The following is a 14,070-nucleotide window of genomic DNA, read 5'->3' on the forward strand; positions in this document are numbered from 1 at the left end:
GAACAGCCGGCCCAGCGAAAAGAACGCCCAAATTCAACAGAATTCAGGGAGAGGATCAGACCGCCAGGCAATCCTTCCGGACCACCCCGTCGACCCCGGACCAACACCCCCGTATCCGAAGACGCCAATCCCGCCGGCACCACGTCACCGCAGCGCCGCCGTCGATGGAGCGGGTTATAGGCCTATCCCCGTGGGGTGTCAAGCACGCCCGAACGGTGCCTCGGAACCCTGGTGGATAAGCTCTTTCCGAGCCGAAAAACCGCGGAGACTCGGGCTTTTCTGGCCCCGTGGCTGTATCGCCCCGGGGATCGAGAGCCCAGAAAACACCAAAGCCGCCAAACATTTTTTTGACCAATCGATTTAAATCGAGACCCCACCCTGCGTGTGGCCGGGTCGCTCCGGGGGTGCTCCGGCAGAGGGGGTTGACCTCGCGCGCCCGGCTGGGGATGGTGGCGCTCTGTTCTCCTCCTGTTCGGCAAAGCGGCCCGCCCTTGTCCCTCCGTTTCCTGCACACCGCGGATCTCCACCTCGGCAGCCCGCTGAAGGGCCTCGGCGCGCGAAACCCCGAACTCGCCGATCTCTTCGCGCGCGCATCGCGGCGCGCTTTCGATGCCCTCATCGACACGGCCATCGCCGAGAAGGTCGCCTTCGTGGTGATCGCCGGCGACGTCTACGACCAGGACTGGACCGACTACGCCATCGGGCAGACCTTCCTGCGCGGCATCACCCGCCTGACGCGCGCCGGCATCCGCACGGTCGTCATCCGCGGCAACCACGACGCCGAGCACGTGATCACCCGCAGCCTGGTCCTTCCCGAGGGCATCACCTGGCTCGGCGCGGACAAGCCGGAAACCGTCGACTTCGCCGATATCGGCGTCGCCGTCCACGGCATGAGCTTCAAGACCCGCTCGGTCACCGAGAATATGGTGCCGCGCTACCCCTCCGCGGTCGCCGGCCGCTTCAACATCGGCCTCCTCCACACCTCCCTCGACGGCCGTCCCGACCATACCGGCTACGCGCCTTGCGCCATCGCCGACCTCGCCCACCGCGGCTACGGCTACTGGGCGCTCGGCCACATCCACGCCCGCGAGGTCGTCCACCGCGCCGACCCGACCGTGGTCTACGCCGGCAATATCCAGGGCCGGCACGCCCGCGAGACGGGCGCCAAATCCGCCACCCTGGTGACGGTCGAGGGCGACCGCGTCGTGGAGTTGGAAACCCGCGCCGTGGACGCGGCTCGCTGGGCGGCCGCGGACCTGGACGCGTCGGGGCTGGAGACCCGCGAGGATCTCGCCGCGCGCGCCCGCCTTCTCCTGGAGGACGTCGCTTCGAAGGCCGAGGGCCGTCCCGTCGCCGTCCGCCTCCGTCTCGTCGGCCAGACCCGTCTCCACCAGGCGCTCGCCGCCGATCGGGACCGCCTCGTCGCCGACCTGGAACTCGCCGCCGCCGGCGTTTCCGAAACCCTCGCGCTCGAGCGCGTCACAACCGCCACCGCGCCGCTCCGTGCCGAGGGGCCGGCCGCGCCGGCGCTCGACGACATCGACGAGGCCTTCGCCGCAGCCCTCGCCGACCCGGCGCTCGCCGCCACCCTGGAAGCGGACTTCGCCCTGCTTCGGACCAAGCTGCCGGCCGGCGTGCAGGAGCGGCTGGAGCAAGAACCGGCCGACGCGCTGCTGGCCGCCGCCCGGGCACTGCTGGAAGGCCGCCTCGGCGAGACCGCCTGATGCGCATCCTTCGCCTCCACCTCGACCGCTACGGCGCCTTCACCGACCGCCACCTGGAATTCGATCCGGCCGCGCCGCTGACGGTCGTGCACGGCCCCAACGAGGCGGGCAAATCCACCGCGCTTGCCGCTCTCGCCGATGCCCTCTTCGGCATCGAGGCGCGCAGCCGCTACGACTTCCTGCACGACTACGGCTCGATGCGCATCGGCGCGGTTCTGCGCGCGGCCGACGGCCGGGAACTCGCCTTCCGCCGGCGCAAGGGTCTGAAGGCGACGCTGCTCGACGAAACCGACCAGCCGATCGCCGACGACAGCCTGGCGCCCTACCTCGGCCGCGTCGACCGCGCGCTCTTCACCGAAGCCTTCGCCCTGGATCAGGACCGGCTGCGCGCCGGCGGCCGCGCGCTGAAGGCGGGCGAGGGCTCGCTCGGCGAAGCGCTGCTCGCCGCTGCCCCGGGGCTCGGGCGGCTGGTGGAACTGCGGCGGAGCACCGCCGACGCCGCATCCGCCCTGTTCGACCCCGGCCGCCGCGGCAAGGCGATCAACGCCGCCGCGCAGCGCTGGGACGAGGCCCGCCGACGCGTCCGGGACCTGTCGTTGACCGCCGCGGCTGTGGAGAAGGCGCGCGCCGCCCGCGACGATGCCGCGGCCGAGGTCGCCAGGCTCGACGCGGAGCGCAGGAACGCCCGCGTGGAGAAGGAGCGGCTCTCCCGCCTCGAGGCCGCCTTGCCCGCGATCCTCCGCCTCGACAGCCTCGGCGAAGCGCTCGCCGCGCTCGCCGATGCGCCCCGCCTGCCCGCCGGTTTCGCCGAAGCCATCGCCGCCTTCGATCGCGCGATCGCAGCCGAGGAGACGGCGCTTGCCCTGCTCGCCCGCCAGCGCGACGACCGGCTGGCCGGGCTCGCTGCCCTGCAGCCGCGCGCAGACATCCTCGCCGAAGCGGACGCCATCGACCGCCTCGCCGCCGACCGTCGCACCCGCGAGGCCGCGGACCGGGAGCGCGCCGATGCGGAAGCGGCGATCCGCCAAGCCGAGGCCGCGCTCGCCGACCGCGCGGCGGAACTCGGCATCGACCCGGCCGACCTGCTCGCCCGCCGCCCCACCGCGGCGGAACTGGCCGCGCTGAAGGGTCTTGCCCGCACCGGCCGCGACCACGCCGCGCGCCGCACCGCACTACAGGATGGCCGCGACGCCGCCGCCGACCGGCTTGCCCGTACCGGCGAGAGCCCCGCCGTCGGCCTGCTCGACCCTGCCCCGCTGAAGGCGACGCTGGACGCCCTGTCTGCACTGGAGACCGCGCTGCGGACGCTGGCCCAGCGCGACGGCGCCGCCGTGCAGGCGCGCGTCCGTCTGGACGGCGCGTTGGCGCAGGTCGGGCTGGCGGGACCCGACGATCTCCGCCGCCGCCGCTTACCCATACGGGACGCTATCGACCGCGCCGAGACGGACGACCGGGACGCCTGGCAGCGACTGGACCTCGCGGTCCGCCGGCTCGCAGAAACGACGGCGCGCCGGGAGGACGCGGAGGCTGCCCTCGCCGGCACCGCGGACGCGCAGGCGCCGGTCTCCGACGACGCCCTCTCCGAGGCGCGCGAGCGCCGGTCAGGTGCCTGGGCGCGCACCCGCGCCATTCTCTTCGGGGAGGTGGACGCGTCGCCGTCCACCCGTCTGGACACCGCCCGCGACCTGGAACGGTCGACCGACGAGGCCGATGCGATCGCCGATCGCAGGCTTCAGGCAGCGGACCGGCTGGCGCTGCTCGCCCGCCGCCGGGCCGAGGCCGATGCGGCCGAAGTCGCTCACGCGTCCGCCGCCGGCGAGCACGCGGCAGCGCTCCGCGAGAGCGAGGAGGCGACGGCGCGCTGGACCGCCGTTCTGGCGGATCACGGCCTGCCGCCGATGAGCCCAAACGAGACCCGCACCGCGCTGGAACGACACGCCGAAGCCCTCGCCCGGCTCGACCAGTGGGAGTCGGCCGCCACTGACGCCGGCGTTGCGAAGGCCGACGCCGATCGGCTCGCCGCCACCCTGGCCGCCCTGTGTGCCGAGGTCGGCGTGCGCGCCGACCCCGCCGACCCCATCGGAACGCTGGCGCGGGCGCGGGCCGCCGTCCAGGAAGCCGACGCCGCCTTCCAGGCCGAGAAGGATCGACGCCGCGCGCAGGCGGATGCGGAATGGGCCCTTCGCGAGGCGGACGCCGCGCTGGCTGCGCTCGCCACCGCGGCGGACGGCTGGCGGGCGGACTGGCGCATCGCGGTTGCCGCCGTCGGCCTTGGTGCGGATGCCGCGATCGAGGCTGCCGAGGCTGCGCTCGGGATCTGGGCCGAGGTTCCGGAGATCGCACGCAGCCGCGAGGCCGCCCGGGCGCGACGGGACGCGATCGCCGCCCGCGCGGCGGAATTCGACCGCGAAGCGGCTCGACTGGGCGCTCTGATCGCTCCCCTCCCGGAGGACATCCGGACCGCCGACGTCGCCCATCGCCTGGCCGAGCGCCTCACCGAGGCCCGCGCGCTGCGCGACCGTCGCGCCGCGGAGGACGCCAACCTCGCCGCCGTCGAGGAGGAGATCGGCCGCCGCGAGGCCCTGCTTCACGCCGCCCGCGCCGATCGGCTCCGCGCATGCGCGGCCGCCGGACTCCCGCCGGATGCCGATCTTGTCCATGCGGTCGCGCAGTCAGCGGAAGCCGCCGACCTTTCCCGGCGCATGGATGACACCCGCGCCGGGCTGATCGCCGCCGCCCGCAGGCCGGAGGCTGACCTTCGCGCGGAACTCGCCGGCGTCGACCCGGACGCGCTGGCAGCCGACGCCGACGCTGTCGAGGAACGCTTGGAAACGCTCGACCGCGACCATGCCGCCGCGGTCGCCGTCTTCGCCACTGCGCGCGACGCCTACGAGCGCCTGATCGCCGAGGAAGGCGCCGAAACCGCCGGACAGGAGGCGGAGAACGCCATGTCGGCGGTGCTGCGCATCGCCGAGGATTGGCGCCTGCTGCAGGCTGCCAACCGGCTGGCCGGGGCTGTTGTGGAGGAGTTCCGCCGCCGCCACCAGAGCCCCGTGCTGGGGCATGCGACCAGCCTGTTTGCGACGCTCACGGAAGGCCGTTATCCCGCGCTCGCCGCTGACTATGACGACGAGGGCCGCGCCCGCCTGGTCGTGGTGCGCGAGGACGGTCGGCGGCTGGATCCGGACGCCTTGTCGGAAGGCACGCAGGACCAGCTCTACCTGGCCCTCCGTCTTGCAACCCTCGCCGACCACGCCACGCGCGCCGAGCCCTTGCCCTTCGTCGGCGACGACCTCTTCGTCACCTTCGACGAGGCGCGCACCCGAGCGGGCCTCACAGCCCTCGCCGACTTCGGCGAGACCACCCAGGCCATCCTCTTCACCCACCACGAGCACGTCGCCGCGATCGCGGGCGAAGCGCTCGGCGCGCGGGCGTCCGTGATCCGGCTCTGACGATCAGCCCTCGTCGGGCACGTCGTAGGGGATGTCGGCCGGGAAACGCGGCAGGTCGTCCGCGATATGCAGCCAGCTGACGCGCGCGCCGTCCCAACCGTGCACGGTGGGCCGGATCCGCTCGGGATCGTCCAGCGTCCCCACCGTCACGCCCACCGACTTGCCCGCCGGATCGGTCATGTAGAGCTGGGCGCCGCAGCGCGGGCAGAAGTGGCGCGTCGCACGCTCGGAGGAGCGGTAGCCCGCCGCCTCGCCAGCCGTCACCCGGAAGTCGGCCGGCGTCACCTGGATCCACGCGGTCACCGTTCCGCCGCCGGCCTTCCGGCACATCACGCAATGGCAGTAGTCGACGAACGGATCCTCGCAGCGGACTTCGTAGCGGACGTGCCCGCAGAGGCAGCCGCCGGACAGGACAGGGACGCTCATGGCGCGATCCTCGGGTTGACGTGTCGGTCGGGCGTCGCCGTCAGTGCTCGTCGGCCGGCGCCTGGCGTTGCCGCTTGGTGGTGGAGCGCTTGGCCTTCGTCTCCAGCCGGCGCCGCTTGCTGGCCTTGGTTGGCTTGGTGGCGATCCGAGGCTTGGGCGGCACGGCCGCTTCCTTCAGGATCTCCACCAGCCGCTCCAGCGCGTCGGCGCGGTTGCGCTCCTGGGTGCGGAAGCGCTGGGCGTTGATCACGATCGCGCCCTCCCGCGTCAGGCGGCGCCCCGCGATCCGCGAGGCCCGCACCTTCACCTCCCACGGCACACCGTTGGCGTTGTAGAGGTCGTAGCGCAGCGACACCGCGGTCGCGACCTTGTTGACGTTCTGCCCGCCCGGGCCGGAGGCTTGCACGAAGCTCTCCGAAAGGTCGCGCTCGTCGATGAAGATGTGCTCGGTCACCGGGATCATGCGCGGACACTACACGAGCCCTCCCCTTTTCCGGAAGTGACGCCCGGGGGTTTCGCCCATCCCGGCGACAGGATAGATCACCGGCAGGGGCAAGCCCCGGCCGCACGGAAATCATCCTCGGAGATCGCGACAGAAGATGGCAGCAGCACGCGTAGCGATCGTCGGCGGCGGCCCTGCCGGCCTGATGGCGGCCGAGCGCCTGGCCGGGCGCGGCTTCGCCGTCGAGATCTTCGAGGGCATGCCGACGGTCGGGCGGAAGTTCCTGCTCGCCGGCAAATCGGGCCTCAACATCACCCATGCCGAGCCATACGAGCGCTTCCGCACACGCTTCGGCGCCGCCAACGCGGACCTTGCCGCGGCGCTGGACGCCTTCCCGCCCGAGGCGCTGATCGCCTGGGCGAACGGCCTCGGCGTGGAAACCTTCGCCGGCTCCTCCGGCCGCGTGTTCCCCAAGGCGATGAAGGCCTCGCCCCTGCTCCGCGCCTGGCTGCGCCGGCTCGCCGAGGCCGGCGTCACCATCCGCACCCGCCACCGCTGGACCGGGTTCGCCGAGGACGGCGCGCTGCGCTTCGAAACACCCGGCGGTCCACTGACGGCTCGCGCCGACGCGGTCGTCCTTGCGCTCGGCGGCGCGTCCTGGCCGCGTCTCGGCTCGGACGGCGGTTGGGTTCCGATCCTGGAAGCGGAGGGCGTCGCCGTCGCGCCGCTGCGGCCCGCAAACTGCGGCTTCGACGTCGACTGGTCGGCCCCCTTCGCGGATCGAAATGCCGGCGCGCCGGTCAAGTCCGTGACGATGACCGTGGACGGGCGTATCGCCCCAGGCGAGTTCGTGGTGACGCGGACGGGCATCGAGGGCAGCCTCGTCTACGCGCACGCCGCGGCGCTCCGCGATGCGCTGGAAGCCGGTCGGCCGGCCCGGCTGACGCTCGACCTGGTGCCCAACCGGCTGCCCGAGCGCCTCGCCCGCGACCTCGCCCGTCCGCGCGGCAAGCAGTCCTTCTCCACCTTCCTGCGCAAGGCGACGGGCCTTGAGGGCGTCAAGGCCGCCCTCGTCCGCGAAACGCTCGACGAGGCGACCCGCGCCGATCCGGCGCGCCTCGCCGCGGCGCTGAAGGCGATCCGCCTCACGGTCATCCGGCCGCGCCCGATCGCCGAGGCGATCTCCTCGGCCGGCGGTGTCCGCTTCGACGCCCTCGGGCCTCATTTCGAAGTCAAGGCGCTCCCCGGCATCCATGTCGCCGGGGAGATGCTCGACTGGGAGGCGCCGACCGGCGGCTATCTCCTCACCGCCTGCATGGCGACCGGCCGCTGGGCCGCGGACGGCATCGCCGAAAGGCTCGGCACGGCGGGCTGAACGCGCCGCCGCCGTCCGTCTCAGTAGTCGATCACACCGTCGAGCGCGTAGTGCTTCACGCTCTTGCGGTTGGCGATCAGCTCTTCCACACTCGGCTTCCCGGTCATAGCCCGGCGAATGGCCAGCTTGGTCGCCTCGTGGTTGGTCCGGTAGAGATCCTTCAGATCCAGGTTCGGATCTTCCGGGCAGCGCGGGTCCAGCCAGACCATGATGATCATGCAGATGTCGTCGATGTTCGCCTCGGGCAACGTGCCGTCGATCAGGCAATCGACGATCGCATCGCCGATCGCGCCCTGCACGACGCCGCCGAACAGGTTGGCATACTCGCCGTCGGGGATCGTCACCTTGGACGTCATCATCGTCAGCGGGCGGACGAGCTGGTTGCAGTCGCGCACCACGAACATCCGCGTGTGACCCGCCGACTGCCCCATCATGGACGCGAAGGCCTGGCCGACCGGCCCCTTCACCGAGCCGATCAGCACCTCCGGCATGGCATCCGTCGCCTGTCCCTCGGCCGCGAAGACGGTCGCCTCGCCGCCCTTGAACCAGATGTCGCTCATCGCTTGCTCCTGACGTGGTGTAAAAACGAAAATCGCCGGCGCGAGCATCAGCACCGCGGCCGGCGGAGATCAAGGTCCGTCGTCGTTATTGCACGGCTGTATATCTGCGTCAGCCCCCGACGGAGCGGCGCGCCGAGTCCAGCGTGTTCAGCATCAGGCACGCGATGGTCATCGGCCCGACGCCGCGCGGCACCGGCGTGATCGCCCCGGCCACCTCGACCGCTTCGTCGAAGTCCACGTCGCCGACGATCTTGCCCTTGCCGTCCACCTCGATGCGGTTGATGCCCACGTCGATGACGATCGCGCCCGGCTTGATCCAGTCGCCCTTCACCATCTTCGGCCGGCCGACGGCGGCCACCAGCACATCCGCCGTGCGGCAGACGGCGGGCAGGTCCTTGGTCCGCGAATGAGCGATCGTCACCGTCGCGTTGCGCGACAGCAGCAGCTGCGCCATCGGCTTGCCGACGATGTTGGAGCGGCCGATCACCACGGCGGTCTTGCCCGAGAGGTCGGGCAGGATCTTGTCGATCAGGATCTGCGAGCCGCGCGGGGTGCACGGCACGAAGCCGGGCAGGCCCACCGAAAGACGGCCGGCGTTGACCGGATGGAAGCCGTCCACGTCCTTGTCCGGATCGATCAGGCCGAGCACCTTGTCCGCATCGATCTGCTTGGGGAGCGGCAGCTGCACCAGAATGCCGTGCACCGCCGGATCGGCGTTGAGCCGGCGGACCAGCGCAAGCACCTCCTCCTCGCCGGTGGAGGCGGGCAGCTTGAACTCCAGGCTCTTCAGCCCGCATTCGGCCGTCGCCTTCAGCTTGTTGCGCACATAGACCGCGCTGGCCGGATCCTCGCCCACGAGCACCACCGCCAGACCCGGAACCACGCCGTGCGACGCCTTGAGGGCGGCGGCGTCCGCGGCGATCTTCTCACGGAGCTCGGCGGCGACGGCAAACCCGTCGATGATCTCGGCACTCATGGTCACCTTCCCGTTTTCCGCCGCCGGACCGCGCCGGTGGCATGCAGTGTCGCGCGCCGTACGCCGCGGACTCTGTCCGCAGCCCGGCTCCTTCTCGAGGTTTATTGCGGCCGGTTCGGCCTGTTGTCACCACGAATTCGCGCATTGAGGCAACAGGACGCAGGACCCGATCCGAATACTTCATGAAACTGCCAGCAGCACCTTCGATTTCTGTGAAGGTCGCCCCAATATTTTCTGAAGCCAGACTGTCAACTCCCTGTCCTGCGCGCGCGTCACTCTCACCGACTGCTGCGACAAGGAAAGAAAAGACTACGCTCATCTACTTAAGCCAAAAGCCTAATAGCGTATCGTTTAGCTGGTCACCCCGCCTTTCCATGTCTAAACAAATCGTGACCGCCCTCTTTTCCGAGGACAGACGGCCTGGGAGGGCCGTGAGAACAGGGCGATCGGGGGAAGATCGAGGAGGAACCGCCATGACCACTGCACCGCCCGCCTGAGGGCGTCGCTCGGATACGTTCCTTCGGAACTGCAAAAGCCAAGAACCCGCGACCACGAGCCTGCCCGACCGGCAGAGCGCGAACGGCACAGCCGTGTCGCCCGCACGTGGTCCTGAAAGCTCAACCCGGATCAGTCGAAACCCAAGGACAATCCCATGACGTCAGTAACCTCTGGGGCCCGGCCAGCGCCGCGGCCCATGTCGGCGGAAGAGAAGAAGGTGATCTTCGCATCGTCCCTCGGGACGGTGTTCGAATGGTACGACTTCTACCTCTACGGCTCCCTCTCCGCGGTCATCGCCGCGCAGTTCTTCAGCGGCGTCAACCCGACCGCCGGCTTCATCTTCGCGCTGATGGCCTTCGCGGCCGGCTTCGCGGTGCGCCCCTTCGGCGCCCTGGTGTTCGGTCGCCTCGGTGACATGATCGGCCGCAAACACACCTTCCTGGTGACGATCCTGATCATGGGCATGTCGACCTTCATCGTCGGCTTGCTGCCGAACTACGCCACCATCGGCATCGCCGCCCCGATCATCCTGATCTGCCTTCGCCTGCTGCAGGGCCTCGCGCTCGGCGGTGAATACGGCGGCGCCGCGACCTACGTCGCCGAGCACGCCCCGGCCGGCAAGCGCGGCGCTTACACCGCGTGGATCCAGACCACGGCCACCCTCGGCCTGTTCCTGTCGCTGCTGATCATCCTGGGCTGCCGCCTGTCGATGTCGGCCGACGACTTCAACGCCTGGGGCTGGCGCATTCCGTTCCTGATCTCGGTGGTGCTGCTCGGCATCTCCGTCTGGATCCGGCTGATGCTCAACGAAAGCCCGGCCTTCAAGAAGATGAAGGAAGAGGGCAAGACCTCCAAGGCGCCGCTGACCGAATCCTTCGGCCAGTGGAAGAACCTGAAGATCGTGCTGATCGCCCTGTTCGGCCTCGTCGCCGGCCAGGCGGTGGTCTGGTACACCGGCCAGTTCTACGCGCTCTTCTTCCTCACCCAGACCCTGAAGGTCGACGCCCAGGCGGCCAACCTGATGATCGCCGGCGCGCTTCTCCTCGGCACGCCCTTCTTCGTCGTGTTCGGTTCGCTCAGCGACAAGATCGGCCGCAAGCCGATCATCATGGCCGGCCTGCTGCTCGCCTGCCTGACCTACTTCCCGATCTTCAAGCAGATCACCCACTACGCCAACCCGGCGCTTGAAGCGGCCGTCGCCACCTCGCCGGTCGTCGTCACCGCCGACCCGAACGAGTGCTCCTTCCAGTTCAACCCGGTGGGCACGTCCAAGTTCACCACCTCCTGCGACATCGCCAAGGCGGCGCTCGTCAAGAAGGGCATCCCCTACGCGAACGTCGAGGCTCCGGCCGGCACAGTGGCCTCGATCGCGGTCGGTTCCACCGTGATCCCGTCCTACGCCGCCACCCCGGCGCCCACCACCGAGGTCAACCTCGGGCATGCTCCGGCCCCGGCTGCCTCCACGGCAGCTCCCGCCGCCGCGACCGCCGACCCGGCCGCGCCGAAGGTTCTGACCCCGGCCGAAACCTTCGACAAGAGCCTCGGCGACGCGCTGACCGCCGCCAAGTACCCCGCCAAGGCCGATCCGGCCGGGGTGAACACCACGATGGTGGTCGTGCTGCTCTTCGTCCTCGTCCTCTACGTGACGATGGTCTACGGCCCGATCGCCGCCATGCTGGTGGAACTCTTCCCCACCCGCATCCGCTACACCTCGATGTCGCTGCCCTACCACATCGGCAACGGCTGGTTCGGCGGCTTCCTGCCGACGACCTCCTTCGCCATGGTGGCCGCCACCGGCGACATCTACTACGGCCTCTGGTACCCGATCGTCATCGCTGCCGCGACGCTGGTGATCGGCATGCTCTTCGTCCGCGAGACGAAGGACGTGGACATCGACAACATCTAAGGCCCTCGGAAGGCATCCGGTCCGGCCTCGCGCCGGGCCGGGCCCGACACCTCGGAAGCCCCGCCTCGGCGGGGTTTCTTTTTGCCCGCCGCCGGACGGAGCAGGCCGATCAGACGGCAGGCGAATTGAGATTCCGCGGTGGGACCGCTAGGGTCGCTCACGGCAAGCGACGGCCGGGCGCGCCATTCGCCCGAACACGGAATTCGCAAGAGATCCGGGACCAGAAAGAGACCATGGACATCAGGCAACTCCAGTACCTGTCGGCGCTCGCCCGGGAGAAGCATTTCACCCGTGCCGCCCAGGCCTGCAACGTGACGCAGCCGACCCTGTCGGAGCGCATCCGCCAGCTGGAGGAGGAACTCGGGGTCCCCATCGTGGAGCGTGGCCAGCGCTTCCACGGCTTCACCACGGAAGGCGATCGGGTTCTCAAGTGGGCGCAGGTGATTCTCGACAACTGGAGCGCCATGCGCCAGGAGATCAACCAGCTGCGCGAGGGCGACGCTCAGATCTCCGGCCGCCTGGTGATGGCGGTGATCCCGTCCGCCCTGCCGATCGCCGCGCGGCTCGCCAAGTTCTTCCGCGCCGCCCACCCCAACGTCGACATGGTCGTGCTCTCGCACACCTCGATCGAGATCCTTCGCTCGCTCGACGACTTCTCTGCCGACGTTGGCCTCACCTATCTCGACAACGAGCCGATCTCCGGCCTTGTCGCCCGCCCGGTCTACCGCGAGCGCTACTGCCTGTTCGTCCGCCACGACGACCCGCTCGCCCAACTGCGCCAGGTCACCTGGGCCGAGGCCGCCGTCCATCCGCTGGCGCTCTTGACGCCCAACATGCAGAACCGTCGCATCGTCGACCGCGCCTTCCAGTCCGCCGGCGCCAGCCCGGTCGCCAAGGTGGAGACCAACTCGCTGATGAACCTCTGCGCCAACGTGCGCGAGACCGGCCTCGCCGCGGTGATGCCGGAGTACGTCAAGTCCACCCTCGGCCCCGGCTCGGACCTCGTGGCCGTTCCGCTCGTCGCGCCGGACGTGGAGCACGCCGTCGGCCTCGTCGCGATCGACCGCAGCCCGATGCCGCCGCTCGTCACCATCGCGCTCGGCACGGCGACGCTGCTGGCCGACGACCTGAAGTCCACCACCCTCGGCCTCTGATCCGCCGAACGCGCCGCCGTTGCCCGCAACATGCCGGCCCGCGTGTCGAAAGGAGCTCCATCTTGCCCGCCTTCTTCCGTTTCGACCGCGCCATCGTGCGCCGTCCCGCCGCTTCCGCCGTGAACGGCCTGCGCGCCGTGGACCGCGGCGCGCCGGACATCGACGCGCTTCGCGCCGAACACGACGGCTACGTCGAGACGCTGCGCGGCCTCGGCCTGAAGGTCGATGTCCTGCCGGCCCTGGAGGCCTATCCGGACAGCATGTTCGTGGAGGATCCCGCGCTGGTCTTCACCGAGGGCGCGATCCTGCTGCGACCCGGCGCGCCGACCCGCTTCGGCGAGACCGCCGAGATCGCCCCCGCCATCCGCGACCACTTCGGCACCGTCATTGCTCTGGAAGCGCCCGGCTATTCCGACGGCGGCGACGTGATGGTGACCGCCGACGCGGTCTACATCGGCCTTTCCGCCCGCACCGACACGGCCGGCGCGGAGGCCCTGGTCGCCGCGCTGTCGAGCCTCGGCCGCAAGGGTGTGATCGTCGAGCCGCCGCCGGGCGTCCTCCACCTGAAGACCGCCTGCTCCATGCTCGACGGGGAGACCGTGCTCGCCACCGCCCAACTGGCCGACGCCGGCCTCTTCCCCGACCTGAAGCGTGTCGTGGTGCCGGAGGGCGAGGAGCCCGTCGCCAACGCCTTGCGCGTCAACGACACCGTGCTGATCGCCGACGGCTTCCCGAAGACGGCCGCGCTCCTGCGCGACCGCGGCTACACGGTGCGTGAGCTCAAGCTCGACGAGGTGATGAAGCTGGACGCGGGCCTGTCCTGCATGTCGCTGCGCTGGCTCGCCTGACCGGCCTCAGCGCAGCCCTCCGAACAGCCGGATCGGCTCGAACGCCGTCCGGTCCACCTCGGCCCGGTAGCGGAACCGGTCGAGATGGCGGTAGAGCGCCTCCACCTGCGGGATCATCTTGCGCAGCGTATGCTCGTAGAGCCCGCCGAGGGTCACCAGTTCCAGCAGCGTGCGGCCCTCGTCCGCGAGCCGCCAGACGTAGCGCGACTTGTTGACGACGAACACCGGCAGATCGGGGAACTGCTCCCCCAGGATCTCCCGCACCAGCGGGATCACGTCGCGCTCGGTGTTGTTGATGACCACCGTCACGTTCGGGTTCAGCTTCAGGAGCGCCCGCACCGTGGAGATCGCCGGCACCATGTCGGCGGTCGACTGGAAGCACACCGGCACCACGCAGACATCGGACGCCCGCGCCGCCGCGATCACCCGGCCGTCCAGGTATCCGGCGAAATCGAACACGGTGTCCGGATGGCGCAACGGGTCGAAGCTGTCCTCCGGCCGAACCGCCGTCAGGTGGCCGGGCGGAAAAACGCCGCCGTAGATTTCCAGCGTGCCGTTCTGGTGATCGTTGGTCACGAGCCGCAGGCGGGCGTGCTTGGCATAGCTGACGGCGTGCGTCGTCTTACCCTGCCCGCCCTTGATCGAATAGAACAGTGCCCGCACCGTGCCCTCTTGAAAACCGTCCCGACTGGTGGGAACGGCGCGGCAA

The 14,070-nt window shown here is 70.3% G+C and carries 11 protein-coding genes; 6 read left to right on the forward strand and 5 right to left on the reverse strand.

The features are described from left to right. Nucleotides 1-491: 491 nt before the first annotated feature. Together HZ321_RS18470 and HZ321_RS18475 are read left to right on the forward strand one after the other, a co-directional pair. Nucleotides 492-1,724, forward strand: a complete 1,233-nt coding sequence (locus tag HZ321_RS18470; protein ID WP_181703883.1) for a metallophosphoesterase family protein — start codon at nucleotides 492-494, stop codon at nucleotides 1,722-1,724. Continuing rightward, entirely contained in the window at nucleotides 1,724-5,176 is a 3,453-nt protein-coding gene (locus HZ321_RS18475; RefSeq protein ID WP_181703884.1) for a YhaN family protein, read from the forward strand. The genes HZ321_RS18470 and HZ321_RS18475 overlap by 1 nt, the downstream gene beginning before the upstream one ends. A 3-nt stretch (nucleotides 5,177-5,179) precedes the next feature. Here HZ321_RS18475 and HZ321_RS18480 read toward each other — a convergent pair whose 3' ends face one another. Then, complete coding sequence (locus HZ321_RS18480) at nucleotides 5,180-5,602, reverse strand: GFA family protein (protein WP_181703885.1); 423 nt, start codon at nucleotides 5,600-5,602, stop codon at nucleotides 5,180-5,182. A gap of 40 nt (nucleotides 5,603-5,642) precedes the next feature. Next, complete coding sequence (gene arfB, locus HZ321_RS18485; protein ID WP_181703886.1) at nucleotides 5,643-6,065, reverse strand: alternative ribosome rescue aminoacyl-tRNA hydrolase ArfB; 423 nt, start codon at nucleotides 6,063-6,065, stop codon at nucleotides 5,643-5,645. A 136-nt stretch (nucleotides 6,066-6,201) separates the two neighbouring features. Here arfB and HZ321_RS18490 point away from each other — a divergent pair, with 136 nt between their 5' ends. Continuing rightward, nucleotides 6,202-7,419, forward strand: a complete 1,218-nt coding sequence (locus HZ321_RS18490; protein ID WP_181703887.1) for a TIGR03862 family flavoprotein — start codon at nucleotides 6,202-6,204, stop codon at nucleotides 7,417-7,419. A 20-nt stretch (nucleotides 7,420-7,439) separates the two neighbouring features. Here the strand turns inward: HZ321_RS18490 and HZ321_RS18495 are convergent, their stop codons facing one another. Both HZ321_RS18495 and folD read right to left on the reverse strand, forming a co-directional pair. After that, on the reverse strand, nucleotides 7,440-7,979 hold the full coding sequence (locus HZ321_RS18495) for a formaldehyde-activating enzyme (RefSeq protein ID WP_181703888.1): 540 nt from the start codon (nucleotides 7,977-7,979) through the stop codon (nucleotides 7,440-7,442). Between the two features lie 109 nt (nucleotides 7,980-8,088). Next, nucleotides 8,089-8,955, reverse strand: coding sequence for a bifunctional methylenetetrahydrofolate dehydrogenase/methenyltetrahydrofolate cyclohydrolase FolD (gene folD / locus HZ321_RS18500; RefSeq protein ID WP_181703889.1), 867 nt, complete (start codon nucleotides 8,953-8,955; stop codon nucleotides 8,089-8,091). A gap of 652 nt (nucleotides 8,956-9,607) precedes the next feature. Between folD and HZ321_RS18505 the strand changes: the two genes are divergently transcribed. From HZ321_RS18505 to HZ321_RS18515, 3 genes are all read left to right on the forward strand, one after another. Further along, complete coding sequence (locus HZ321_RS18505; RefSeq protein ID WP_206682804.1) at nucleotides 9,608-11,359, forward strand: MFS transporter; 1,752 nt, start codon at nucleotides 9,608-9,610, stop codon at nucleotides 11,357-11,359. A 233-nt stretch (nucleotides 11,360-11,592) separates the two neighbouring features. Continuing rightward, the gene (locus HZ321_RS18510; RefSeq protein WP_181703890.1) at nucleotides 11,593-12,513 is read left to right on the forward strand and encodes a LysR family transcriptional regulator; all 921 of its coding nucleotides are present in this window, start codon (nucleotides 11,593-11,595) and stop codon (nucleotides 12,511-12,513) included. Between the two features lie 62 nt (nucleotides 12,514-12,575). Beyond that, entirely contained in the window at nucleotides 12,576-13,361 is a 786-nt protein-coding gene (locus HZ321_RS18515; RefSeq protein WP_194304070.1) for a dimethylarginine dimethylaminohydrolase family protein, read from the forward strand. 6 nt (nucleotides 13,362-13,367) lie between these two features. Here HZ321_RS18515 and HZ321_RS18520 read toward each other — a convergent pair whose 3' ends face one another. Further along, nucleotides 13,368-14,024, reverse strand: coding sequence for a P-loop NTPase family protein (locus HZ321_RS18520; RefSeq protein WP_181703891.1), 657 nt, complete (start codon nucleotides 14,022-14,024; stop codon nucleotides 13,368-13,370). Nucleotides 14,025-14,070 lie beyond the last annotated feature (46 nt).

This window comes from Chthonobacter albigriseus (genome assembly GCF_013839445.1).
GTDB lineage: Bacteria > Pseudomonadota > Alphaproteobacteria > Rhizobiales > Pleomorphomonadaceae > Chthonobacter > Chthonobacter albigriseus.

Bases quoted from the DNA above. Each gene is read 5' to 3' on its own strand.
- HZ321_RS18475 (WP_181703884.1), top strand. From the start codon at position 1,724: ATGCGCATCCTTCGCCTCCACCTCGACCGCTACGGCGCCTTCACCGAC.
- HZ321_RS18480 (WP_181703885.1), bottom strand. From the start codon at position 5,602: ATGAGCGTCCCTGTCCTGTCCGGCGGCTGCCTCTGCGGGCACGTCCGC.
- arfB (WP_181703886.1), bottom strand. From the start codon at position 6,065: ATGATCCCGGTGACCGAGCACATCTTCATCGACGAGCGCGACCTTTCG.
- HZ321_RS18490 (WP_181703887.1), top strand. From the start codon at position 6,202: ATGGCAGCAGCACGCGTAGCGATCGTCGGCGGCGGCCCTGCCGGCCTG.
- HZ321_RS18495 (WP_181703888.1), bottom strand. From the start codon at position 7,979: ATGAGCGACATCTGGTTCAAGGGCGGCGAGGCGACCGTCTTCGCGGCC.
- folD (WP_181703889.1), bottom strand. From the start codon at position 8,955: ATGAGTGCCGAGATCATCGACGGGTTTGCCGTCGCCGCCGAGCTCCGT.
- HZ321_RS18505 (WP_206682804.1), top strand. From the start codon at position 9,608: ATGACGTCAGTAACCTCTGGGGCCCGGCCAGCGCCGCGGCCCATGTCG.
- HZ321_RS18510 (WP_181703890.1), top strand. From the start codon at position 11,593: ATGGACATCAGGCAACTCCAGTACCTGTCGGCGCTCGCCCGGGAGAAG.